The 23,633-nt window shown below is 73.2% G+C and carries 23 protein-coding genes; 10 read left to right on the top strand and 13 right to left on the bottom strand.

Annotated features, from left to right (window positions below; genetic code table 11):
- The first annotated feature begins 423 nt into the window (after nt 1-423).
- Together DTL70_RS22305 and DTL70_RS22300 are read left to right on the top strand one after the other, a co-directional pair.
- On the top strand, nt 424-1,554 hold the full coding sequence (locus tag DTL70_RS22305; protein WP_114023775.1) for a magnesium and cobalt transport protein CorA: 1,131 nt from the start codon (nt 424-426) through the stop codon (nt 1,552-1,554).
- Between the two features lie 9 nt (nt 1,555-1,563).
- Nucleotides 1,564-2,127, top strand: a complete 564-nt coding sequence (locus DTL70_RS22300) for a hypothetical protein (protein ID WP_114023774.1) — start codon at nt 1,564-1,566, stop codon at nt 2,125-2,127.
- Nucleotides 2,128-2,261: 134 nt separating this feature from the next.
- Here the strand turns inward: DTL70_RS22300 and DTL70_RS34400 are convergent, their stop codons facing one another.
- Nucleotides 2,262-3,800 (bottom strand): serine/threonine-protein kinase, encoded by a 1,539-nt coding sequence (locus DTL70_RS34400; protein ID WP_245979546.1) that lies wholly within the window; start codon nt 3,798-3,800, stop codon nt 2,262-2,264.
- A 102-nt stretch (nt 3,801-3,902) separates the two neighbouring features.
- Nucleotides 3,903-4,664 (bottom strand): hypothetical protein, encoded by a 762-nt coding sequence (locus DTL70_RS22290; protein WP_181861036.1) that lies wholly within the window; start codon nt 4,662-4,664, stop codon nt 3,903-3,905.
- Nucleotides 4,665-4,876: 212 nt separating this feature from the next.
- Between DTL70_RS22290 and DTL70_RS22285 the strand changes: the two genes are divergently transcribed.
- From DTL70_RS22285 to DTL70_RS22275, 3 genes are all read left to right on the top strand, one after another.
- Complete coding sequence (locus DTL70_RS22285) at nt 4,877-6,202, top strand: magnesium transporter MgtE N-terminal domain-containing protein (RefSeq protein ID WP_114023773.1); 1,326 nt, start codon at nt 4,877-4,879, stop codon at nt 6,200-6,202.
- Entirely contained in the window at nt 6,195-6,710 is a 516-nt protein-coding gene (locus DTL70_RS22280) for a DUF1003 domain-containing protein (RefSeq protein ID WP_114023772.1), read from the top strand. The genes DTL70_RS22285 and DTL70_RS22280 overlap by 8 nt, the downstream gene beginning before the upstream one ends.
- 103 nt (nt 6,711-6,813) lie before the next feature.
- The gene (locus DTL70_RS22275; RefSeq protein ID WP_114023771.1) at nt 6,814-7,971 is read left to right on the top strand and encodes an Mrp/NBP35 family ATP-binding protein; all 1,158 of its coding nucleotides are present in this window, start codon (nt 6,814-6,816) and stop codon (nt 7,969-7,971) included.
- A gap of 95 nt (nt 7,972-8,066) precedes the next feature.
- Here the strand turns inward: DTL70_RS22275 and DTL70_RS22270 are convergent, their stop codons facing one another.
- From DTL70_RS22270 to sigE, 5 genes are all read right to left on the bottom strand, one after another.
- Complete coding sequence (locus DTL70_RS22270; protein WP_114023770.1) at nt 8,067-8,723, bottom strand: hypothetical protein; 657 nt, start codon at nt 8,721-8,723, stop codon at nt 8,067-8,069.
- 204 nt (nt 8,724-8,927) lie between these two features.
- On the bottom strand, nt 8,928-9,485 hold the full coding sequence (locus DTL70_RS22265; RefSeq protein WP_114023769.1) for a sec-independent translocase: 558 nt from the start codon (nt 9,483-9,485) through the stop codon (nt 8,928-8,930).
- A gap of 140 nt (nt 9,486-9,625) precedes the next feature.
- Nucleotides 9,626-11,068: a S1C family serine protease gene (locus tag DTL70_RS22260; RefSeq protein ID WP_342776506.1), complete on the bottom strand. Its 1,443-nt coding sequence runs from the start codon at nt 11,066-11,068 to the stop codon at nt 9,626-9,628.
- Nucleotides 11,069-12,003: 935 nt separating this feature from the next.
- On the bottom strand, nt 12,004-13,137 hold the full coding sequence (locus tag DTL70_RS22255) for an anti-sigma factor family protein (RefSeq protein ID WP_114023767.1): 1,134 nt from the start codon (nt 13,135-13,137) through the stop codon (nt 12,004-12,006).
- Nucleotides 13,134-13,907 carry an RNA polymerase sigma factor SigE gene (gene sigE, locus DTL70_RS22250; protein WP_181861035.1) on the bottom strand — a complete coding sequence of 258 codons (774 nt, stop codon included), beginning with the start codon at nt 13,905-13,907 and terminating at the stop codon, nt 13,134-13,136. Before sigE ends, DTL70_RS22255 begins: the two co-directional genes overlap by 4 nt.
- A gap of 127 nt (nt 13,908-14,034) precedes the next feature.
- Between sigE and DTL70_RS22245 the strand changes: the two genes are divergently transcribed.
- Nucleotides 14,035-14,730 (top strand): O-methyltransferase, encoded by a 696-nt coding sequence (locus tag DTL70_RS22245; RefSeq protein ID WP_114023765.1) that lies wholly within the window; start codon nt 14,035-14,037, stop codon nt 14,728-14,730.
- A 155-nt stretch (nt 14,731-14,885) separates the two neighbouring features.
- On the opposite strand, the gene DTL70_RS22240 is transcribed toward DTL70_RS22245, so the two are convergent.
- Nucleotides 14,886-15,053, bottom strand: coding sequence for a DUF3117 domain-containing protein (locus DTL70_RS22240; protein WP_016469583.1), 168 nt, complete (start codon nt 15,051-15,053; stop codon nt 14,886-14,888).
- Between the two features lie 308 nt (nt 15,054-15,361).
- On the opposite strand from DTL70_RS22240, the gene DTL70_RS22235 reads away from it, so the two are divergent.
- Nucleotides 15,362-16,150 (top strand): enoyl-CoA hydratase/isomerase family protein, encoded by a 789-nt coding sequence (locus DTL70_RS22235; protein WP_114023764.1) that lies wholly within the window; start codon nt 15,362-15,364, stop codon nt 16,148-16,150.
- 141 nt (nt 16,151-16,291) lie between these two features.
- Here DTL70_RS22235 and DTL70_RS22230 read toward each other — a convergent pair whose 3' ends face one another.
- Together DTL70_RS22230 and DTL70_RS22225 are read right to left on the bottom strand one after the other, a co-directional pair.
- Nucleotides 16,292-16,969 carry a DNA-3-methyladenine glycosylase I gene (locus DTL70_RS22230; RefSeq protein WP_245979544.1) on the bottom strand — a complete coding sequence of 226 codons (678 nt, stop codon included), beginning with the start codon at nt 16,967-16,969 and terminating at the stop codon, nt 16,292-16,294.
- Nucleotides 16,966-17,382, bottom strand: a complete 417-nt coding sequence (locus DTL70_RS22225) for a DivIVA domain-containing protein (protein ID WP_114023763.1) — start codon at nt 17,380-17,382, stop codon at nt 16,966-16,968. The genes DTL70_RS22230 and DTL70_RS22225 overlap by 4 nt, the downstream gene beginning before the upstream one ends.
- A gap of 147 nt (nt 17,383-17,529) precedes the next feature.
- Between DTL70_RS22225 and folP the strand changes: the two genes are divergently transcribed.
- On the top strand, nt 17,530-18,423 hold the full coding sequence (gene folP / locus DTL70_RS22220; protein ID WP_114023762.1) for a dihydropteroate synthase: 894 nt from the start codon (nt 17,530-17,532) through the stop codon (nt 18,421-18,423).
- A gap of 51 nt (nt 18,424-18,474) precedes the next feature.
- Here the strand turns inward: folP and DTL70_RS22215 are convergent, their stop codons facing one another.
- Entirely contained in the window at nt 18,475-19,221 is a 747-nt protein-coding gene (locus DTL70_RS22215; protein WP_114023761.1) for an LOG family protein, read from the bottom strand.
- Between the two features lie 150 nt (nt 19,222-19,371).
- On the bottom strand, nt 19,372-20,451 hold the full coding sequence (dapE, locus tag DTL70_RS22210; protein WP_114023760.1) for a succinyl-diaminopimelate desuccinylase: 1,080 nt from the start codon (nt 20,449-20,451) through the stop codon (nt 19,372-19,374).
- Nucleotides 20,452-20,675: 224 nt separating this feature from the next.
- On the opposite strand from dapE, the gene DTL70_RS22205 reads away from it, so the two are divergent.
- Entirely contained in the window at nt 20,676-21,551 is an 876-nt protein-coding gene (locus DTL70_RS22205) for a VldE C-terminal domain-containing protein (protein WP_425470405.1), read from the top strand.
- A gap of 308 nt (nt 21,552-21,859) precedes the next feature.
- Nucleotides 21,860-22,267, top strand: a complete 408-nt coding sequence (locus tag DTL70_RS22200) for an ATP-binding protein (protein WP_114023759.1) — start codon at nt 21,860-21,862, stop codon at nt 22,265-22,267.
- A gap of 240 nt (nt 22,268-22,507) precedes the next feature.
- Here the strand turns inward: DTL70_RS22200 and dapC are convergent, their stop codons facing one another.
- Entirely contained in the window at nt 22,508-23,605 is a 1,098-nt protein-coding gene (dapC, locus tag DTL70_RS22195; protein WP_114023758.1) for a succinyldiaminopimelate transaminase, read from the bottom strand.
- Between the last annotated feature and the right edge of the window lie 28 nt (nt 23,606-23,633).

Genomic DNA, 23,633 nt, shown 5'->3' with positions numbered 1-23,633 from the left:
GCGCGGGGACCCGCTTACCAGTGCTACCGTTGGCTGCCGGTCAAGGCGTGTACACATCGTCCCCCACAGGGGCCCGGCCGGAGGAGGTGGGACTGACATGGATCCGAGTCGACCGTGCAGTACCAGCCGCTCTTCCGCCCCCGTGCTGGTCGCGCCGCACCGGCCCTGAGGCTCCCGCGCCACCGCGCGGTGACACCGTCCGCGGGGTCTGGGAATTCCTTCTTCCCGGCGCACGCATGGCGGGAGAGCGCCCGCGTTCCGCAGTCACGCACTGTTTCGTTCGTCAGCGAATGTCGTCGCCGCGGCCCGCGTGTGGTGCCCGCTTTGCGGACCTCCGGGTAGGTACCCGTAGGCCCCCGTTCCGGGCAGCACGACGCCCGGCCCGTGTGCACGGCGGCATGGCACGGCACCGTGGAGGGCCTCATGTCGATGATCCGAGAGCTGCGCGCCGCTGTGCGCCCGGCACTGCGCAAGGACAACCGTTCCGGGTACGGCACCGGTGTGCACGAGAGCGGCGGCCCGTCGATGAGCAGTGCGGTGGTGGACTGCGCGGCGTATCTGGACGGGCGCCGCGAGACCGAGACGCGCTCCCCCGCCGACGCGCTGTGCCGGGTCCGCTCCGCCGAGGGGCAGAGCCGGGACGGGTTCGTGTGGATCGGACTGCACGAGCCCACGGAGGAGGAGTTCTCGGGGATCGCCCAGGAGTACGGTCTGCACCCGCTGGCCGTCGAGGACGCCGTGCACGCGCACCAGCGCCCGAAGCTGGAGCGTTACGACGAGAGCCTGTTCACCGTCTTCAAGACGATCCACTACGTCGAGCACGCCGAACTGACGGCCACCAGCGAGGTCGTGGAGACCGGCGAGGTGATGTGCTTCACAGGACGGGACTACATCATCACCGTACGGCACGGCGGTCAGGGTTCCCTGCGGGCGCTGCGGCACCGCCTGGAGGACGACCCCGAGCTGCTGAGCAAGGGCCCCTCGGCCGTGCTGCACGCGATCGCGGACCAGACCGTGGACGGCTACCTCGCGGTCGCCGACGCGGTGCAGGACGACATCGACGAGGTCGAGATCGAGGTCTTCTCCGACCGCACGGGCGGCGGCAAGCGCGGCGGCGACGCGAGCCGCATCTACCAACTCAAGCGCGAGGTGCTGGAGTTCAAGCGCGCCGTCTCGCCGCTGATGCGGCCGATGCAGACGCTGAGCGAGCGGCCCGTACGGCTGGTCGATCCGGACATCCAGAAGTACTTCCGCGACGTGGCCGACCACCTGACCCGCGTCAACGAGCAGGTGCTGGGCTTCGACGACCTACTCAACTCGATCCTCCAGGCGAACCTGGCGCAGGCGACGGTCGCGCAGAACGAGGACATGCGGAAGATCACCGCCTGGGCCGCCATCTTCGCGGTACCGACGATGATCGCGGGGATCTACGGCATGAACTTCGAGTACATGCCGGAGCTGCGCTGGAAGTTCGGCTATCCGCTGGTGCTGCTGCTCATCGTGGCGATCTGCTACGGCATGCACCGCGGCTTCAAGCGCAACGGCTGGTTGTAATCTGCGGCCATGACCGCCACACCCGCCGCACCGCGCCCCGCCGACGGACACCTCGGCCGTGCCCTGATCGAGGAGACGGCCAAGAAGTCGGGAATGGTCTGGGTCAGGGGTCCTGTCGGCCCCGCACGCGGGCTGTGGCACGTGTGGCGGGAGGGCGCCGTCTGCCTGGTGGGAGACGGCTCGCTGGAACAGCCGCTGGCGGACATGGGGCTGTCCGACGGCGCCGCCGCGACCGTGACCGTGCGGGGCAAGGACAAGGGTGCCCGCCTCGTCGTCTGGTCCGCACGGGTGCGCGAACTCACCCCGCGCAGCGAGCGGTGGCAGGCGGCCGTCGAGGAGTTGAAGGGCAAGCGGCTCAACGCACCGGACACGGACACCATGCTGCGCAGGTGGGCCGACGAGAGCCGTGTCCTGCGCCTGGAGCCGACGGGCGAGCCGCTGGAACAGCCAGGATCGATGCCCCACGACGCGCAGGCGGCACCGCCGCCCGCGACCCCGGCCACCACCCGCAACGCGCAGCCCGCGGGGCTGCCGCGGCTGCTGGCCCGCCGCGGCAAGCGCCGGACCGGCTGACCTCCGGCGGCTTTCCCACGCCCGCACGGCCACCGTGCCGCGGGTTCCGTCTCAGGACAGGGGCCGGCCCCCGCAGACGGGGAGTCCGGTGGCGTCCTTGCCGTCCCAGCCGTCGTTGCCCGCGTGCGTGCGGGTCATCGCGCGGAAGCCGCCGCCCAGGTCGTCGCCGTCGATCCGGTCTCGGCACGCACGGCGCCGGCACGCGCGGCGTCGGCGTCCGGGTGGACGGAGCTGATCACCTGTGGTCCGGGGCGGGCGCCGATCGGGTCGTCGCCGTGCTCCAGGCGGTCGAGGAGCGACGCGAGGAAGGCGAGCGCGACCATCGCGAGGAGCAGCAGCAGCTTCCCCAGGAGGCTCAGCTCGCACAGCCAGCGCCACGCCTTCCACAGGCCCCTGCCCGTCGCGCTCAGGACGACCTTGTAGGCCGGCTCGCCCTCCCGCACGGCGGAACCGCCGGTGGGGACGGCGTCCATGACGTCCGGGCCGTGCGCCGCCGCGGCGGGCGCGCCCGCCGGAACCGGTGCTCCCGGTGCACCGGGCGTGTCCGACACGGACGGGGGTCCGGGGGTGCCCGGAACGGACGAGGGCCCGGGGGTTCCCGGCGTGGACGAGGGTCCGGATGAGGGGCCGGATGAGGGGTCCTGGCTGCCGGGGGCCGGGCCGAAGCCCTGCCCCGGGACCGGCGTCCGGGCCGGGCCGTAGCCGGGCACCGCACGGCCGCCCCCGCCTCCGCCGGTCGTCCCCGAGCCGCGGATGGCGAAGGTGGCGTCGTCCACCGCCGAGCCGTCCGCGACCCGGGTGAGCCGCGTCATCGCGGAGCCGGTGTCGGTGCGCTGGTCGGGGTCCTTCTCCAGCAGCCCGAGCAGCAGGGCGCGCAGTTCGGGGCCCGCGTTGGCGGGCGTCTGCGCCGGTTCGAGGAGGGAAGCGGAGAACGAGGCCATGGCCGAGCCCCGGTCGAAGGGCCCGTGCCCCTCGGACGCGCAGTACAGCGCCGCGCCGAGCGAGAAGAGGTCGGACTCGCGCCGCTCCTGGTCGCGCATCCGCTCGGGCGCCGTGAAGCCGGGGGTGCCGATGACGCCGGTCTGCGTCATCCGCGTCTGCCCGGAGTCGGCTTCGAGCGAGATGCCGTAGTCGGTCAGCATGACCCGCCCGTGCCGGTTCCCGGCGTGGTCGGAGGCGAGGAGGATGTTCGCCGGTTTCACGTCGCGGTGCAGGATGCCGTGCGCGTGCCCGGCTTCCAGGGCCTTCAGTACGGCGACGCCGATCCGGCAGATCTCGGTGTCCGGGAGGCGGGGCTCGTCACGGATGACCTTGGCGAGGTCGGTGGCGCCCGAGACGTATTCCATGACGATCCACGGCAGGCCCTCGTGCTGCACCACGTCGAGGACCGTCGCCACGTGCGGGTGCCCGCGCAGCTTGGTGGCGTGCAGCGCCTCACGGCGGGCGCGGCGGATGGGCGACAGGTCGCCGGATCCATCGCTCCCTTCGCCACCGGACTCGCTACCGCCGCTGCCGCCGCTGCCGCCGGTCCCCGCGGGCATCTCGATCTGCTTGATGGCGACCTGTGCGCCCAGGGTCTCGTCGTCGGCCAGCCACACGCTGCCCATGCCACCGGCCCCGAGGCGCTCCCGCAGTCGGTAGCGGCCCACGTACTCCCCTTGCGTCCCGGCCACCGGTTCCGTCCCCCTCGCTCAGCAATTCGTCTTTTTTCTTCGTCTGTTGATCGTTCACCGTAACGGGCGCCACAGTACTCAGCGCGTCCGGCCGGGCGGGGGTCAGCCCGTCTGTTCCGGGGAGATCCGTTTGCCGTAGTCGACGGTCTGGTCCTTCTTCGGCGCCTGGAGCGCGAACCCGTCGTTCCAGTCGGTGAGCCGCACGGTGCCGGCGCCGCCCGGGCGCTGGAGCCGCAGCGGGTAGGGGTGGCCCTTCAAGGAGACGTCGATGGTGCCGCCGCGCCCTTCGCCCGCGGTGACCCGGATGGTGCTGGTCCCGTCCACCTCGCCGCGCTCCCCCGTCTTGCGCTTGCCCTCCATGGCCAGCAGCCCGTCGAGGAGGGTGCTCATGTCGGTGAAGACGCTCAGTTGCTTGTAGGCGGGGTCCGTGCGGGGCACCTTCACGTACTTGCCCTTGAGCTTCTGTGCGGCGGTGACGTCATTCTTGTCGGGTTTCTTGCCGCCCTCCTGCTGGGCCCAGAAGTCGGTGCCCGCCTTGAGGTAGAGGTCGCGGTCGGTGCGCAGCAGTTCGAAGGTGGACCCGCCCTCGGCGGAGACCTCCCCGACGCCGCCGCTCTTCTTCAGGCGCATCTTGAGCCGGTAGGTCTGGCCCTTGCTGACGACGCTGCCGTCGACGCGTACGGCCTCGGCGTCCTTGGCGGCCGACCTGGCCTTCTTCTCGATCCTGGTGGCCGAGAGCTTGCCCACCCCGTTGGTGCCCGCGTCCGGATCCTCGCCCGCGCACCCGCTCAAAGCGGTGACCGTTCCGGCGCTGACGAGAGCGAGCAGCGCTGCACTCCGGGGTGCGCGGGCGCGTCCAGGCACGAGGGGGTCCTCCTGTGGTCGGCGGCAGGACGGCACCCTACCCGTAGGGAGGGGCCCCTCCGGAAGCCAGCCGTCCGGACCACACCGCTACGACGCCTGTGGCGCCGGTCACGCTAGCCTGAATCCGTCATAACCGGGCAATCAACCGGAAAGCCGCGAAGGTTTCCGTGCGGGAGCGGTCGGTCGGCGCGGGCGAGGAGGATGGACGACTCATGGCAGCGGGCGCTCCCCGGGTCTTCGTCTCCCATCTGGCGGGCGTCGCCGTCTTCGACCCCAACGGCGACCAGGTCGGCCGGGTGCGCGACGTGGTGACGATGCTGGGCGGGCGCCGCCGGCTGCCCAGCGTGCTGGGCCTGGTGGTCGAGGTGGTCAGCAGGCGGCGCGTGTTCCTGCCCATGACCCGGGTCACCGGTGTGGAGTCAGGACAGGTCATCACCACCGGGGTGCTCAACATCCGCCGCTTCGAACAGCGCCCCAACGAACGCCTGATCCTCGGCGAGCTGCTCGACCGCCGAGTGACCCTCCTGGAGACGGACGAGGAGGTCACGGTGCTCGACGTGGGCCTGCAACGGCTTCCGGCCCGCCGCGACTGGGAGATCGACCGGCTCTTCGTCCGCAAGGGCCGCAAGGGCGGCGGACTGCGGGGCCGTCGCGGTGAGACGCTGACCGTGGAGTGGGACGCGGTGACCGGTTTCGCCCTGGAGGAGCGCGAGCAGGGCACCGCCAACCTGCTGGCCACCTTCGAGCAGCTGCGCCCCGCCGACCTGGCCAACGTCCTGCACCACCTCTCCGAGAAGCGCCGCGCCGAGGTCGCCGCAGCGCTGCACGACGACCGGCTCGCCGACGTATTGGAAGAACTCCCCGACGACGACCAGGTCGAGATCATCGGCAAGCTCGCCGACGAACGGGCCGCCGTCGTCCTGGAGGCCATGGACCCCGACGACGCCGCCGACCTCCTCGGCGAACTCCCCGAGGCCGACAAGAACCGGCTCCTGGACCTGATGCAGCCCCAGGAGGCCGCGCCGGTGCGCCGGCTGCTGACCTACGAGGAGGGCACGGCCGGCAGCCTCATGACGACCGAGCCCATCGTGCTGCGCCCCGACGCGAGCGTCGCCGAGGCGCTGGCCCGGGTCCGCGAGGAGGACCTGCCCGCGCCACTGGCCTCGCAGGTCTACGTCTGCCGCCCCCCGGACGAGACGCCCACAGGCCAGTACCTGGGCGTCGTCCACTTCCAACGGCTGCTGCGCGAGCCGCCCTTCGCGCTCGTCGGCTCGATCCTGGACGCGGACCTGCGGCCCCTGCCGCCCGGCACGACGCTGCCCGCGCTGACCAGCTACATGGCGGCCTACAACATCGTCTCCGCGCCCGTGGTGGACGAGGGCAGCCACCTGCTGGGCGCCGTCACCGTCGACGACGTGCTGGACGACCTGCTGCCCGAGGACTGGCGGCACGCCGCGGCCGGCGGCGGGCTGCCCGGCTTCTGGGACGGCGCGCTCGAAGGACGCCCACGCGACGGGGGAGCGGAGCACGATGGCTGAACGGGAAGGGCCCCGGCTCGACGTACCGCGCGCGCCGCGGCGCGCGCTGCTGCCGTCCTACGACCCGGAGATGTTCGGACGCTTCTCCGAACGGATCGCCCGCTTCCTGGGCACCGGCCGCTTCCTGCTGTGGATGACGATCGTGATCGTCGTGTGGATCGGCTGGAACATCCTCGCGCCGCAGGGGTGGAAGTTCGACGAGTACCCGTTCATCTTCCTCACCCTGGCCCTCTCCCTCCAGGCCTCCTACGCGGCGCCGCTGATCCTGCTGGCGCAGAACCGGCAGGACGACAGGGACCGGGTCAACCTGGAACAGGACCGCAGCCGCAACGAGCGCAGCATCGCCGACACCGAGTTCCTGACCCGCGAGATCGCCGCGCTGCGCATGGGCCTGGGCGAGGTCGCCACCCGCGACTGGATCCGCTCGGAACTGGCCGAACTCCTCAAAGAGCTCGGCGAGCGGGAGCACGGCGGCACAGCCGCCCAGGACAGCGACCAGGACCGCTGACCGGGCGCCCGGAGCCCCGCGCGCCGGGCCTCGCGCACCGGGGCACCGCCACACGACCCCCGCCCCTTATCGGACACGGCCCACACGGCCTTACTATTCAGTTATGGCTACCGAGACCCAGGCGACCACCCCCACCGAAGACGCCGTCCGCGCGGCGCTCGCGACGGTGAACGACCCGGAGATCCACCGGCCGATCACCGACCTGGGCATGGTCAAATCCATCGCCATCGCACCCGACGGCACCGTCGATGTCGGCATCTATCTGACGGTCTCGGGATGTCCGCTGCGCGAGACGATCACCGCCAACGTGACCGAGGCCGTCCAGCGCGTCCCCGGCGCCGCGAGTGTGCGCGTCGAGCTGGACGTGATGAGCGACGAGCAGCGCCGCGAGCTGGCCACCTCCCTGCGCGGCGGCAAGGCCGAACGGGAGATCCCCTTCGCCCAGCCCGGATCCCTCACCCGGGTCTACTGCGTGGCCTCGGGCAAGGGCGGCGTGGGCAAGTCGTCCGTGACGGTCAACCTGGCCGCCTCCATGGCGGCCGACGGGCTCAAGGTCGGCGTGGTGGACGCCGACATCTACGGCCACTCGGTGCCCCGCATGCTGGGCGCCGACGGGCAGCCCACCCAGGTCGAGGACATGATCATGCCGCCGTCGGCGCAAGGCGTGAAGGTCATCTCGATCGGCATGTTCACCCCCGGCAACTCCCCCGTCGTCTGGCGCGGCCCCATGCTGCACCGGGCACTCCAGCAGTTCCTCGCGGACGTGTACTGGGGCGACCTGGACGTGCTGCTGCTCGACCTGCCGCCCGGCACGGGTGACATCGCCATCTCGGTGGCCCAGCTGATCCCGAACGCGGAGATCCTGGTCGTCACGACGCCGCAGCAGGCGGCGGCCGAGGTCGCCGAGCGCGCCGGCTCCATCGCGGTGCAGACCCACCAGAAGATCGCCGGTGTGATCGAGAACATGTCCGGCATGCCGTGCCCGCACTGCGACGAGATGGTCGACGTCTTCGGCACCGGCGGCGGCAAGCAGGTCGCCGAAGGGCTCACCCGCACCACCGGGACCGACGTCCCTGTCCTGGGCGGCATCCCCATCGACCTGCGGCTGCGCGAGGGCGGCGACGCGGGCAAGCCCGTCGTCCTCAGCGACCCGGACTCGCCCGCAGGCGCGGCGCTGCGCGACGTCGCGGGCAAGCTCGGCGCACGCGAGCGCGGCCTGGCGGGCATGTCCCTGGGCCTGACCCCCAGCAACAAGTTCTGAAAGAGGCCTGAAACGGTCCGGGAGGCCCCCGGCCCCATGTCACGGGCCCCGCACGGACGGTTCCGTGCGGGGCCCGCGGCATACGGGGGGCGGGGTCAGCGCGGCTCGTAGCCGGTGATGTCCTTCACGACGCGGAAGCCGAGTCCGTAGGCGCTCATGCCGCGGCCGTAGGCGCCCAGGTGGACGCCCTCCTGGGCCGAGCCGGCCAGCACCCACCCGTACTCGGACTCGCGGTAGTGGAAGTCGGTCGGCACCCCGTCGACCGGCAGGGAGAGGGTGTTCCACCCCGCACCCTCCAGATCGTCGGCGAGCTCCCAGGCGACACCGGTCTGCTGGTCGAGCCAGTCCTGGCGCAGGCTGCGGTCCATCTCCATGGGGTAGCTGCACGAGAGCAGCCCCGAGCCGGCCAGCCAGGCGGCGGTGGAGACGGAGGTGGCCTCCAGCGTGCCCGTACCGTCACCGCTGCGCCGCACCGGGCGGCTGGCGAGGGTGACGACGACCGTGAAGCTCTGCTCCTGCGGCGAGTTGTCCGCGTGCAGAGAGGGCTCCTCGCCGTGGCCGGTGGAGCCGTGCTCCACCGTGCCGTCGGCCGCGGTGCCGACCCGCATCAGCCAGCGCGGCCCCGTGAAGGCTTCGTCCAGGCCGTACCACGGAAAGGCGGCCATCAGGTAGTCGTCCACCGCCCGCCGCGCGCCGGGCACACCCTGCGCGGCGGGCTCGGATTCCCCGGCCAGCCGACTCGTCGTCTCCATCTGCGCGACGCCTCCTCATTGCCCTGTGCCAATGGGCAGCCGAGCCCGGCGACCCCCGACACTGGGAGGATAGCCACACTGGTCCGTCGTGTCGGGCATGCCCAGGGGATCAGGACGCGGTGCGGGTGGCGAGATGGACGGCAAACGCCGCAGATGTCCCAGTGCCGAAAGAGCAACGGTGACGCGATCGTTGCCTGCCGCGTGTCACGTGGCGTCCGCGTCGAACGGGGGCGGATCACCCCGGCGAGGGCCGTCGCCCCCCACCGGCCGGCCGTTCACCCCGTCGGAGCCATGCTTGGCCAGGTCAGGGGTACCGCGCGTGGGCGAGGAGGCACCCTTCTTGACCATGTCGATCGCGCCGGAACCGTTCTTCCCCACGCTCGGACCCTTCTTCCCCGCGCTCGAACCGTTCGACCCGGCTCCGTCGGCCGCACGGTCGCTGCCGTTGACCGCGTCGGTGACGTCGTCCAGATCCTTGCGGAAGTCGAAGCTGTTGCTGATCTCCTTGAGGCCCAGGTCCTCGTTCTCCAGCAGATGCTTGCGCGCGAACGTCTTCGGATTCAGGTCCTCGAACTCGAAGTCCTTGAACTCGGGACCGAGCTCCTCCCTGATGTCCTCCTTCGCGCTGTCGGAGAACTGCCGCACCTTGCGGATGAAGGCGGCGACATCCTGGATCACCTTCGGGAGCTTCTCCGGGCCGAACACCAGCACGGCGAGCACGATGAGCGTGACCAGCTCCAGTGGTCCTATGTCGAAGAACACCGCGCAGCTCCCTCACTCCGTCCATGGCTCTCACGGCCATCAGTCACGGTACCCGCCCGCGACCCGAACACGGGACCCCGCCCTCGCAACCGACTTGACCGCGTGCCGTCCGGACGACCCCGTCCCGGCCCCCGACGACCTCACCCCGTCGCCGAACCGAGCGTGACGGTCACGGTCCGTTCCCCTCCCGCGCCTCCGGGCCGCACCTTCAGCTCCAGCTTGTCGCCAGGACGATGGCTGCGCACCCGTACGATCAGCTCCTCACCGCCGGCCACGGCCTTGCCGCCCACCTCGGTGATCACATCGCCCTCCCGCAGCCCCGCCGCATCCGCCGGACCGCCGCTCACGACCGCGGGGCCGCGCCCGCCAGGGCCCCCGATCCGCGCACCCTCGCCGCCGTACTCCATGTCGAGAGTGACGCCGATGACCGGATGCGTGGCCCGGCCCTCGTTGATCAGCTCCTCGGCGACCCGGCGGACCTGGTTGACGGGGATCGCGAAACCGAGCCCGACACTCCTGCCGCCCTCCCCCTCGGGCAGCGCGGCATCACCGCCCGCGCCCTTGATCGCGCTGTTCACCCCGATCACCCGGCCCCGGCGATCCACGAGCGGCCCCCCGGAGTTGCCCGGATTCATCGGGGCGTCCGTCTGGAGCGCGTTCACATAGCTCATCTCATCGCCCGGATCCTCACCCCCGGCCGTGATCGCGCGCTCCTTGGCGCTGATGATGCCGGTCGTGACCGTCCCGTCCAGGTCGTACGGCGCCCCGACGGCGACCACCGGGTCGCCCACCCGGACCGCGTCCGAATTCCCCAGCGGCAGCGGGCTGAGCCCCGACACGCCGGACACCTTGACGACCGCCAGGTCGTAACCGCCGTCACTGCCCACGACCCGACCCGTGGCGGTCTGTCCGCTGTTGAAGGTGACCCGCACCGCGTCGCCCCCGTGCGCCGAGGCGACCACATGGTCGTTGGTGAGAATGTGACCCCGCCGGTCCAGCACGAACCCCGTGCCCGTCGCCTCCGCCCCGCCGCCGCGCGCGTGCAGCGTGACGACGCCGGGCAGCGTCTGCCGCGCGATGCCGGCGATGCTGCCCTCGGGCCGCTCGCCGCCCACACCGCCCGCCCCCGCCGCCGTCTGCGGCAGCTCCACATCGCCCACACCGCCGTTGCGCTCGACGTACGCGCCGATCAGGCCCCCTGCCCCACCCGCGACCAGCGCCAGCACGAGAGCGCCCACCGCCAGCCGGGAACGGCGGCGGGGAGCGCGCCGCGGCGGCGTACCGGCCGGCTGCGACGGCAGCGGCATCACGCCCGTTGTCGCCGTTCCCGTCCCCGCTCCCGCCCCTGTCGGCTGCGGCGCGGACTCCGCGAGACCACCACCGCCCGTCGGCACACCATGGGGCGGTGTCGTGGCGGGGGACGGGAAGCGCACGCCGTGCGGTGGGGTGGTGCCGGTAGGCGGCACGTGGACGCCGTGGGGCGGGGTCGTGGCGGGCGGCGGCACGGGCACGCCCTGCGGGGGTGTCGTGGTGACGTGCGGTACGTGGACACCGTGGGGTGGCGTGGTGCCGGCAGGCGGCACGGGGACGCCTTGCGGGGGCGTGGTGGCGGCAGGGCGCTGGACCGGCGGTGCGGGAGCCCACGGGCCCGGCCCTCCATACGGCGGTGTCGCGTACGGGTCCACGCCGTGCAGCGGTTGCGGGCGAGCCGCGGGGAGCTCCGGCTTCGACCGCGCCGCCGGAAGCTCCGCCGGGCCCGAGTCCAAACCCGAGTCCGGGCCGGGCAAGGTGGCCGCCGTGCCCCTCTGCGTCGAGTCGGGTGCGGACGGTGCCTCCCCCACGGACCCGGTGCGTTCGCGGGACGGCTCGCCGGAGGGCGACGACTCGTCCGCGCGGGACGGCTCGGCGGAAGGCGACGACTCGCCGGCGCGGGACGGCCCGGCGGAAGGCGACGACTCGCCGGCGCGGGACGGCCCGGCGGAAGGCGACGACTCGCCGGCGCGGGACGGCCCGGCGGAAGGCGACGACTCGCCGGCGCGGGACGGCTCGGCGGAAGGCGTCGGCTCAGCCGGGGGCGGCGCGGCGGGGGAGGGCGACGGCGCCGCGGGGCTCGACGTGCCGGGCCCGGTCGCCTGCTGCCCGCCGTCGGGCCGGCGCGAGCGGCTCCACCACGTCGGCGGCTGCCTGGTGGCCTTCGGCTCATCCATGCTCTCTCCAACTGGTCGCCCGCACTGCTCCCTCTCCCCCGCTTCGCCCAGCCTCCCGGCTCGGACGCCGCCGCCCGCCAGGACAGCACGCACCGGAAGGTGCGTCCGTAGCGGGGCGCGTCGCAGGGCACGAGGGGGTCAGGAGGATTCAACCAGGTGCGCCCTGTCCGGCACAGCGGGCGTCAACACGGCGCGACCCGGACCACCGGACGGGGCGACCCTGGCCGAGCCGGGACGCCGGGCGCCCGGAACGCTGCATCCGGCCCCCACCGAAGGTGAGGGCCGGACAAGCAGCAGGTGCGGCGCCAGGTTCAGCGTCCCGCCGGGGTGCCCGCGGCTGTGGCAGGAGCCGGGTCAGCGCCCGTGGCCAGCGGCGCGCGGCCGGGGAGGGAACGCAGCACCGTCGGATCGTCCTGCCCGGCGGCGCGCTGGGCCTGCCCCGCACCGCGAGCGGGCGGGCTGCCCTCCGGCGCCTTCGAGGAGGACTTCCCTTCCCCGCTCAGCGCCCGCAGGGCCTCCGCCGGGCTGTCCTGCTTCGACCATCCCGCCAGATCCATCGAGGGCGACAGCCGGCGGGGGTGGAGCGCGGACAGCGGGGAGAGCTGTGCGGACGCGGAACGCTGCAAGAGACTCACGGGCGCCGTCAGCCGCGCGCTGGGAGCGGCGGCCCCACGTGCGGTGGCGGGCGCGAAGGTCGGGCCTGGGGCCGTACGGGCGCTCAGGGCGCCGCTGCGCGGCTCGCCCCCGCGGCGCCTGGTGTCGCGCAGGCCCCCGCCCGAGCCGGTGGAGCCGGTGGAGCGCACCGAGTTCGCCGACGGGCTGTCGCCCCCCGCGCCCGTGCCGCCGCCCGTGGCCCCCGAGGCGAGGGTGCCGCCGAAGGCGAGGGCGGCGAGGGAGAACGCCCCCGCCGCGGCGAACGCGAAGCGGCGCCCCCGGGAGGCGGAGCGCTCTCTTTCGGCACGCTCCCGCTCGGTGGTCCCGAGTCGCTCCGGGCGGTCCACGCGGGGCGTCTCGTGTATCCGGAAGCCCCGCTGCGGCGTCAGGGGACCGCGCCCGCCGGCTCCGCTGACCGGCAGATACTCGAACGCCCAGGGCGAACGCTCGGAACCGCCGGACAGCCCGGCGACGGCGAGGGCCCCCAGCTCGCCGCGCTCGACCGGGGAGGCGCCCGGGCCGCCGGGCCCTGGACCGAAGTCGTCCGGCCCCTGCGGGCCCAGCACATCGGACGCGGGCAGCCCCTGGAGGCGGGCGAGGAAGCCTTCGGAGGGCGGTGGCGGCGCGGCGGCCGAGAAGACGTTCTTCAACCGGCGCTGGGCGTCGGCCTCGGCCTTGCAGCCCTCGCAGGTCGCCAGGTGGGCGAGCACCCGCTCGCGCGCGTCATGGCCGAGCTCGCCGTCGACGAGGGCGGCGAGACGGTCCCCGAGGTGGTGTTCCGCGGGAGTCACCCGGCACTCACCTCCCCGGCCCGGGCGGCCGGCACCGCCGCGCTCAGCGCGCGCTGCTGCTCGGCCCTGGCCTCGGGCGACCGGTGCTTGAGCGCCTTGCGCAGGTGGGAGCGGCCGCGGTGGATACGGCTGCGGACCGTGCCCAGCTTCACGCCGAGGGTGGCGGCGATCTCCTCGTAGGAGAGGCCCTCGATGTCGCAGAGGACCACGGCGGCGCGGAACTCGGGAGCGAGGGTGTCCAGCGCCTGCTGGACGTCCGCGTCGAAGTGGGTGTCGTTGAAGTGCTGCTGCGGCGTGGGCTCGCGGCTGGGCAGCCGCTCGGCGGCGTCGTCGGCGAGCGCGTCGAAGCGGATGCGCTGCTTGCGCCTGACCATGTCCAGGAACAGGTTGGTGGTGATGCGGTGCAGCCAGCCCTCGAAGGTGCCCGGCGTGTAGGTGGACAGCGAGCGGAAGACGCGGACGAAGACCTCCTGGGTGAGGTCCTCGGCGTCGTGCTGGTTGCCCGTCAGGCGGTAGGCGAGCCGGTAGACGCGGGCGCTGTGGGTGCTGACGATCTCCTCCCAGGAGGGAGGGGTCCACGCCTGGGCGTCCGCGGCGGTCTCGAAGGTCGCCGTGGTCGCGGAATCGGCGGAGCGGGCCTGGTCAGCAGTGTTGGTCACGGATTTCGGCTGCGCCGCGGACCGGCGGATTCTGGCGAAGACGCCGCGGTCCCGGCTCGCAGCCGCACCTCCCCTGTCGGCTCTGGTGGTGTCCACTGGAGCCCCTACCATAGCCACATCTCCCGTTAGCTCCGGATAAGCGTCTTTGCCCGGCTTTGGCGACCGCCGCATGCCGGTCTCTCCCTCCTCAACGCCCAGTCCCATCAGCAGGTTCCCGGGCCAACGGATACAGTCACGATTGCGTGGAGGACGGGGACAGGAGAGGGCCATTACCGGCAACCGGCAGACGAGCTGGGCGCTCGCCGACGCGTACGGCGCCGAGCTGGTCGAGAGCGCCGAGAGCGAAGCGCTGCGCTGGGCCCGCGCCAGGGCCCAGGACGTCGGTCTGCGCTCGGTCTCGCCTGCCACCGGGGCGACGCTGCGGCTGCTGGCTGCGACAGCCGGAGCCAAGGCGGTCGCCGAGATCGGTACCGGTACGGGCGTCTCGGGCCTGCACCTGCTGCACGGGATGCGCCCCGACGGGGTGCTCACCACGGTGGACATCGAGCCGGAGCGCCAGCAGTTCGCGCGCGAGGCCTTCCGGGCCGCGGGGTTCGTGGGCAACGGCGGCAACCGGGTCCGCTTCATCCCCGGCCGCGCCCTGGACGTGCTGCCCCGTCTCGCGGACGGCGGATACGACCTCGTCTTCTGCGACGGAGACCGCGCGGAGTGCCTCGACTACCTCGCCGAATCGTTGCGGCTGCTGCGCGAGGGCGGACTGATCTGCTTCGCCGGGGTCTTCACGGAGGGCCGCACCGGCGACTCCGCCGTCCCGCCCGCCGAAGTCCTGCGGCTGCGAGAGCTGTTGCGCACGGTGCACGAGAGCACCGTTCTGGTGCCCTCGCTGCTGCCGGTCGGCGACGGCTTGCTGTGCGCGGTCAAACGCGGTGAGTGACCGGCCGCTTGTGCCGGACGGGCTGGATCTGCCCTTGTGCCGCGCGGCGCGCGACCGTCGACCGCGCGGGACGACGACAGCGCCCCGGGGCGTACGCGTGCGCGCGTACATCCCGGGGCAGCGGTCGTTCTGTGGTGGTCCTGACCGGCCGGACGTCAGCCGCAGACCTTCTTCAGTTCCTCGCCGAGAGCCGTCGCCTCGTCCGGTGTCAGCTCGACGACGAGTCGCCCACCGCCTTCGAGCGGAACGCGCATGACGATGCCCCGCCCCTCTTTGGTCACCTCGAGCGGGCCGTCACCCGTCCGCGGCTTCATGGCCGCCATGCTCGTTCCCCTTCCTGAACCAGCCGATCGCGCCGTGGGCACGTGAACAGGCGCAGCCTCACCGGCATCGAACACATTGCTTCCCGACCATTATCCCGCATCGCAGGACCCGATGACCAACATCAGTCCGCATCTCTTCCGGCTCGATCACGCACAAAACCGCCCAATGCGGCGATCTGCCTGCGATACTGCCCCGCTCCCGCTCTCCGCTCGACGCCCACCGGTTTGACGCAGGTCACATCCGCCCCGCCCCGCCCACGCCGGTGGGGCCCCTGTCCGGCACCGGTGATCTGGGACATGCTGAGCGCATGTCCGACACCGTGCGCTACGAAGTGAACGAGGGCCTCGCGACGGTCACCCTCAACCGCCCCGACGCGATGAACGCCCTCGACAACGAGACCAAGAACGCCCTGCGCGACACCCTTCAGCGGGCCGCCGCCGACGACGAGGTGCGGGCCGTCCTGCTCACCGGCAACGGACGGGCCTTCTGCGTCGGCCAGGACCTCAAGGAGCACACACGCTCCCTGGAACGCAGCGGTGGAAGCGCCCTGACCACGGTCGAGGAGCACTACAACCCGATCACCCTCGCGCTCGCCGGCATGCCCAAACCCGTGGTGGCGGGCGTCAACGGCGTCGCCGCGGGCGCGGGCGCCGGCTTCGCCTTCGCCTGCGACCACCGCGTGATGGCGGACACCGCCGCGTTCAACACCTCCTTCGCCGGGGTAGCGCTGACCGCCGACTCGGGCGTCTCCTGGACCCTGCCGCGGCTGGTCGGCCCCTCACGCGCCGCCGACCTGCTGCTCTTCCCGCGCAGCGTCAAGGCCGACGAGGCGCTCCAGCTGGGACTGGCCAACCGGGTCGTGCCCGCCGCCGAACTCGCCGCCGAGGCCGAGGCCGTCGCCCGCCGGCTCGCGCAGGGACCGACCGCCGCGTACGCGGCGCTCAAGGAGTCCCTGGCCTACGGGTCGTCCCACTCGCTGGCCGAGTCCCTCGCCAAGGAGTCCGAACTCCAGGTGCGGGTGGGGGGGTCGGCCGACCACCGGATCGCCGTCGAGGCCTTCGTGAAGAAGGAGGAGCCCCGCTTCACCGGACGCTGAGCCGCCTCCGCGCCCGTACCGACGGGCGCGGAGGCGCGGGAGGCGCGAGGCGCCGGGCGTACGGAGCCCCGGTGTACCCGGCGTCGGGGTGGTCGCCCGCAGCTGTCCGTCGAGCCGCCTGCCGGTGAGCCCCTCACGCGTTCAGCGTGCGCTCTCCCCGCTCACCGCGGGCGCGTGGCGCCAGCAGTCCGCCAGATGGTCGTCGACCAGCCCGCACGCCTGCATCAGCGCGTAGACGGTCGTCGGGCCCACGAACCGGAAACCGCGATTCTTCAGCTCCTTGGCGAGCGCCGTCGACTCGGGCGTGCTCCCGGGCACCTGGGCCGTCGTCCGCGGCACCGGGCGCCCGGCCGGGTCGGGGGCGTACGACCACACCAGGCGATCCAGCTCGCCGGGCTCCCACGCCGCCGCCACCCGGGCGTTGCCGAGGGCGGCGCGGATCTTGGCGCGGTTGCGCACGATGCCGGGGTCGGCGAGCAGCCGCCGCTCGTCCTCCTCGGTGAACCGCGCCACGGCCTGGATGTGGAACCCCGCGAACGCGGCGCGGAACGCCTCCCGCTTCCGCAGGATCGTCAGCCAGGACAGGCCCGACTGGAAGCCCTCCAGGCACAGCCGTTCGTACAGCGCGTCGTCGCCGTGCACCGGCCGGCCCCACTCGGTGTCGTGGTACACCGCGTAGTCCTCCGTCGTGCTGCCCCAGGGGCAGCGCAGGCGTCCGTCGGGCCCCGCCAGGGCCCCGCCCGCTGCGCCGGTGCCCCCGCCGGTACCGGTACCTGCTCCCGTCCCCGCGTCGGTGCCGGTGTCCGGGTCGGCGCTCATCGCTCCCCCGCCTCCTGGCCGCCCTCCGCGGGACCGTCCCGCGGCTCTTCCTTCGTCAGGCGGTGGCCCTCGCCCCGGCCCATCGCCACGGCCTGGGCCCCGGCCAGCGCCGACTCCAGCTCGGCGATGCGGGCATCCCGCTCCGCGAGCTCGGCGCCGAGGCGGTCGAGAACGTCGTCGACCTGGTCCATCCGGTAGCCCCGCACGCCCACGGCGAGGCGCAGCCCCGCCACGTCCGCGTGCGTGGCGGGACGCTCGGGCGGCAGCGGCTCGTCCAGCAGATCCGGCGGGGCGTCGGCCAGGCCGCCCGGCGCGCCGCGCGGGGACGCCCCGGACCGCTCGGCACCGGCCACGATGGCGAGCGTGACCGCGGCGACGACCACGACGAGCGAGATCAGCAGGAACACGAACACGGCACGACTCCCCGAGCGATCGCCTGACGATGAGCAGACCCCGATCGTGCCACGGCCCACCGACAGCTATGGTCGGCGGCGGGTATCGGTGCGCAGGCCACGCGGGTGCGGGCCGGGACGGCACCGCGGAGAGGGAGTGGACGGGTGATGCTGCGCCTGGGCACGCGTGAGTTCGGTGAGCACGAGCCGGTGATCATGGCGATCGTGAACCGCACGCCGGATTCCTTCTACGACCGCGGCGCCACCTTCCGCGACGAGCCGGCACTCGACCGGGTGGAACAGGCCGTCGCCGAGGGCGCCGCGATCATCGACATAGGCGGCGTGAAGGCCGGTCCAGGTGACGAGGTCACGGCCGAGGAGGAGGTGCGCCGCACCGTCGGTTTCGTCGCCGAGGTACGGCGGCGCTGGCCCGATGTGGTCATCAGCGTCGACACCTGGCGGCACGAGGTGGGCGAGGCCGTCTGCGAGGCGGGCGCCGACCTGCTCAACGACGCGTGGGGCGGGGTGGACCCGCGGCTGGCCGAGGTCGCGGCACGGTACGGCACCGGCCTGGTGTGCACCCACGCGGGCGGCGCCGAGCCGCGCACCCGCCCGCACCGCACGGCGTACGCGCCGCCGGAACAGGCCGGGGACGAAGGCCCCAGCGGGGTCGTGGACGACATCCTGCGGGTGACGCTCCACCTGGCCGAACGCGCCGCCGGGCTCGGGGTGCGGCAGGACGGCATCCTCATCGACGCGGGGCACGACTTCGGCAAGTCCACCCGCCACTCGCTCCAGGCGACCCGCGAGCTGGGCCGCATGACGGAGACGGGCTGGCCGGTGCTGGTCTCGCTGTCCAACAAGGACTTCGTGGGCGAGACCCTGGACCGCCCGGTCAAGGAGCGGCTGCTCGGCACGCTGGCCACCACCGCCGTCTCCGCGTGGCTGGGCGCACGGGTCTACCGCGTGCACGAGGTCGCCGAGACCAGGCAGGTCCTGGAGATGGTGGCCTCCATCGCGGGCCACCGCCCTCCGGCGGTGGCCCGCCGGGGCCTGGCCTGACCACCCGCGCGTGCGGGGGCCGGCTCCCCGTCGGCCCGGCGGGGGCGGCCCTCAGCCGCCGACCTCCTTGGTGACCAGGGTGACGGCCTCCTCGATGTCGTCCGTGACGTGGAAGAGTTCCAGGTCGCGTTCGGACGCCTTGCCGGTGGAGACGACCGAGCCGCGGACCCAGTCGACCAGGCCCTTCCAGTACTCGGTGCCGTACAGCACGATCGGGAAGCGGGTGACCTTCTGCGTCTGCACGAGGGTCAGCGCCTCGAACAGCTCGTCCAGGGTGCCCAGGCCGCCCGGCAGGACGACGAAACCGCTGGCGTACTTGACGAACATCGTCTTGCGGACGAAGAAATACCGGAAGTTGATGCCGATGTCGACGTACGGGTTCATGCCCTGCTCGAAGGGGAGCTCGATGCCCAGCCCCACCGAGGTGCCGCCCGCCTCCAGCGCGCCCTTGTTGGCGGCCTCCATGGCTCCCGGGCCGCCGCCGGTGATGACCGCGAACCCGGCCTCGGCCAGCGCCTTGCCGATCCGGATGCCCTTGTCGTACTCGGGCGCGTCCTTGGGGGTGCGGGCTGAGCCGAAGACGCTGATGGCGGGGCCGAGTTCGGCCAGGGCGCCGAAGCCCTCCACGAACTCGGACTGGATGCGCATCACCCGCCAGGGATCCTGGTGGACCCAGTCGGAGGGGCCCGCGGTGTCCAGCAGCCGCTGATCGGTGGTCCCCGGCTGCACCTGTTCGCGGCGGCGCACGACGGGGCCCAGGCGCTGTTCCTTCGGCTCCCTGCCGCTCTTGTCGGTCATGTACGGCTCTCTTTCCGTCTGCGATCTTTCCCGTTCAGGGTAGGCGGACGGCGGGGACGCCCGTCGGGAAATCGCGCGGCCGCGAGACGACGGCCGGCTGACCGCGAGGTGAAGAAGACGGCGAGGTGAGGAGCCGGCCCGTCGGCGCCGTCAGTCGGTGAGCCAGCGGCGCAGCCGCTCCTCGCATCGGGTGATGAGCGCGGTGTCCACCCGTTCGTCCCTCTTGTGGGCGAGTTTCGGGTCGCCGGGACCGTAGTTGACGGCGGGCACGCCCAGCGCGCTGAAACGGGACACGTCGGTCCAGCCGTACTTGGGCCGCGGGCGGCCGCCGACGGCGTCGAGAAAGGCGCGGGCGGCCGGGTGGGAGAGGCCCGGCAGGGCGCCGGGTGAGCTGTCGTCGACCTCGAACTCCTCCACGCCGCATCCGGCGAAGACCTCGCGCACGTGGTCGAGCGCCTGCTGCTCGTCGCGGTCGGGCGCGTAGCGGTAGTTGACGGTGACGGTGCACAGGTCCGGGATGACGTTGCCGGCCACGCCGCCTTCCACGCGTACGGCGTTGAGGCCTTCGTGGTACTCCAGTCCGTCGATCAGGGGCCGTCGCGGCTCGTAGTCCGCCAGCCGCTGGAGGACCGGGCCCGCCGCGTGGATGGCGTTGGCGCCCATCCAGCCGCGTGCCGAGTGCGCACGGACGCCGCGGGTCCGCAGGTGGACCCTCAGGGTGCCCTGGCAGCCGCCCTCGACCTCGGCCTCCGAGCCCTCCAGCAGGACGGCGAAGTCGCCGGCCAGCCAGTCGGGGTGGGCGTCGGCGATGTGGCCGAGGCCGTTGAGGTGGGCGGCGACCTCCTCGTTGTCGTAGAAGACGAACGTGAGGTCGCGGTTGGGTTCGGGGACGGTCGCGGCGATGCGCAACTGCACGGCGACGCCGGACTTCATGTCGCTGGTGCCGCAGCCCCACAGCATGCCCTCGTCGTCCAGCCGCGAGGGCAGGTTGTCGGCGATCGGGACGGTGTCGATGTGCCCGGCGAGGATGACGCGTTCGGCGCGGCCGAGGCCGGTGCGGGCGACGACGTTGTTGCCGTGCCGTGTCACCCGCAGGTGCGGCAGCGCGTGCAACGCCTCCTCGACGGCGTCCGCCAGCGCTTTCTCGGTTCCGCTCTCGGAGGGGAAGTCCACGAGCCGCGCGGTGAGCCGGGCGGCGTCCTGCTGGAGGTCGAGTGCGCTGTCGCTCATGGGGCCACCCTACGGTGGGCGCGCCGCGCCGCGCGGTGAGCCCCGGGCGAAACGTCCTGTCTGTTCCAGCCGCTACCTTGGTGCGCGTGCCCCTCTTCGGTCCTGCCCCCTCCTGGCGCGCGCCCGCACGCACCAGCCGTGCGACGGGCCGCGGCGTGCTGCCGCGGATCTGTGTGGCCTGCGCCGTGTTGCTCACCGTGGTCGCCTACGTGGCGGTGCGGGGGATGACGGGCGACGACGCCGCGGTGTGCACGGCCCGTGCCGCCGGCGCCGGTGCCGGCGGCTCACAGGACGCGCCGTCCTACCGGCTCAAGCCGGTGCAGGCCGCCAACGCGGCGACGATCGCCGCGGTGGCCTCCCGACGGGGCCTGCCGGCGAGGGCCGTGACGATAGCCCTGGCCACCGCCATGCAGGAGTCCCAGCTGCGCAACATCACCCACGGGGACCGGGATTCGGTCGGCCTCTTCCAGCAGCGCCCCTCGCAGGGCTGGGGCACGGTCCCGCAGATCAGCGATCCGGTCTACGCGGTGGGGAAGTTCTACGACCACCTGGTCGACATTCCCGGGTATGCGCGGCTGCCGCTGACCGTGGCGGCCCAGCGGGTGCAGCGCAGCGGCTACCCGCAGGCGTACGCCAAGCACGAGACGAACGCGGCCTTGCTCACGGCCGCGCTCACCGGCCGGGAGGCCGCCACGCTCAGCTGCACGGCGGGAGCCCGCAAGAAGGGCGCAAGCGGCGACCCCGCACAGGTGCGGGAGCGGCTGACCAGGGAGTTCGGGCGTGACGTGCTCGCCGACGGCACCGGCAGCGTCGGTACGTCCGCCGCGGGCGGGGGCAGCGCGCACGGCGTGCGTCCGGCCGGGCACGCCGAGGCCCAGCCGGCGGTGTCGGTTCCGGCCGAGGGGCGGCGCCAGGGCTGGGAGCTGGCGCACTGGGCGGTCGCCAACGCCGAGGGGCTGCACATCACGCGGATCTCGTTCGGGGGACGCGAGTGGAGCGCCGACCGTTCCAGGGAGGGCTGGCGCTCCACGGGGGAGGGCGACGCCAAGGGCGGCTCCTCGCGGGGCCCTGTGCGGCTGCTGCTGGCCGCCGGTCACTAGTACCCACGCTCACCCGTGGGAGGGAAGCCGGTCCACCGCGCGGGCGTGCGGTCGCTCGGGTGACGGTCACCGCGAGGGGTGAAACCGATCGGGCGAACGCCGCTGGCTGCGGGCCGTTTCGTCTTCTCCGGTACAGGTCAACCGCCGGCGGTAAATGCCCAGTTTGAGGGCTCACGCGGCAAACCTGGTTTGCCAAGCCTTTACCCTCGCTTCCCGCAACCTCCGTGGCGCTCCGGCCGATAGGCACAGCGTCTGACCGGGCGACCCCGGCTGACACGCCAAGAACCCCTCTCCGTCAAAGGAGCACCATGTCCCTCCCCCTCACGCGCCGGATCGCCCGCACCGCGCTGCTGACGGCAGCCGGCGCTGCCACCGTCGTCGGTGCTGCCGGTGCCGCGAGCGCCGTGGAGCTGCCGGCCGCCCCTGTCGGCGGCCTCAGCAACCTGGACGGCGAGGGCGTCGGCAACACGCTGGACAAGACGGCCCGTGACACCACCGAGCTGGCCGGCGAGGCCGGCGGCAGCGCCGTCGAGAAGGCCGTCCCGGCCGCGGGGAAGGCCGTCGGCAGCACGGGCAAGACCGTCGCGCCCGCCGCGCAGTCCCTCGCGGGGAACACCGCGGGCGAGGCCGGTGACCTGCTCGGCGACACCGCGTCCTCGGCCACGGGCAAGGGCCTGCCCTCCACCGGCAACCTGGGGGGCCTCCCCATCGGTTGATCCGCGGGGACGTGCGGACGCGGCCCTCGCCACGCCGGCTGCTCACCGCTCGGACGCGCGGGTTTTCGGGCCCCGGAATCCCGCAGGGCTCCGGGCCCGCGCTCCACGATCCCGCGCCCGCACGCTCGGCAATCGGCAAGGGCCGCCCGAACCTCCATGGTCGGGCGGCCCTTTCGTGTGCCGAGCACGCGCGCGTGCTCGGCGCTCGCGCGTGCTCACGCGGCGGGACCGGTGGCCGGCTCAGCCCTTCAGTCGGCTGACCGCCGCGTTCACGCGCTCGTCCGTCGCCGTGAGGGCGACGCGGACGTGGCTCTCGCCCGCGGGCCCGTAGAAGTCGCCGGGGGCGACGAGGATGCCCTGGTCGGCGAGGCTGCCCACCGTGTCCCAGCAGGACTCCTCGCGCGTGGCCCACAGGTACAGCGACGCCTCGCTGTGCTCGATGCGGAATCCGGCGGCTTCGAGCGCCCCGCGCAGCGCGGTGCGGCGCGCACGGTAGCGGTCGCGCTGCGCGGCGACGTGGGTGTCGTCGCCGAGGGCGGCGACGGTCGCCGCCTGCACGGGTGCGGGCGTCATCATCCCGCCGTGCTTGCGGATCTGGAGCAGTTCGCCGAGGACGGCGGCGTCGCCCGCGATGAACGCGGCGCGGTATCCGGCGAGGTTGGAGCGCTTGGAGAGGGAGTGGACGGCCACGATGCCCTCGTGGCTGCCGCCGCACACGTCGGGGTGGAGGACGGAGACGGGTTCCGCCTCCCAGCCGAGCTCCAGGTAGCACTCGTCGCTGAGGACGAGGATGCCCCTCTCGCGGGCCCAGGCGACGGCGGCGCGGAGCTTCTCGGCGGGCAGCACCTGGCCCGTCGGGTTGGACGGGGAGTTGAGCCACAGCAGCTTGAGCCCGGCGGGGTCGAGTTCCAGCGGGTCATCGTAGGCGACGTACTCGGCGCGGGCGAGCCGTGCCCCGACCTCGTAGGTGGGGTAGGCGAGCCGGGGGAAGGCGACCCGGTCGCCGGGGCCGAGGCCGAGCTGGGTGGGCAGCCAGGCCACGAGTTCCTTGGAGCCGACGACGGGCAGGACGTTGCGTTCCGTCATTCCGCGCGCCCCCAGGCGGCGCTCGCACCATCCGGTGAGCGCGTCCCGCAGCTGGCTCGTACCCCACACGGTGGGGTAGCCGGGGGTGTCGGCGGCTTCGGTGAGCGCTTGCCGGATCAGCGGCGGCACCGGGTCGACGGGGGTGCCGACGGACAGGTCGACGATGCCGTCGGGGTGCTGGGCGGCGGTGGTCTTGTACGGCTCTAGCCGGTCCCAGGGGAAGGTGGGGAGGCGGTCGGAGACGGAGGGCATGGGGCTCACTTTCTGGGGAGACGGCCGC

This window comes from Streptomyces diacarni (assembly GCF_003323715.1).
GTDB classification, from domain to species: domain Bacteria; phylum Actinomycetota; class Actinomycetes; order Streptomycetales; family Streptomycetaceae; genus Streptomyces; species Streptomyces diacarni.
This window is presented reverse-complemented; position numbering and strand designations above follow the sequence as displayed.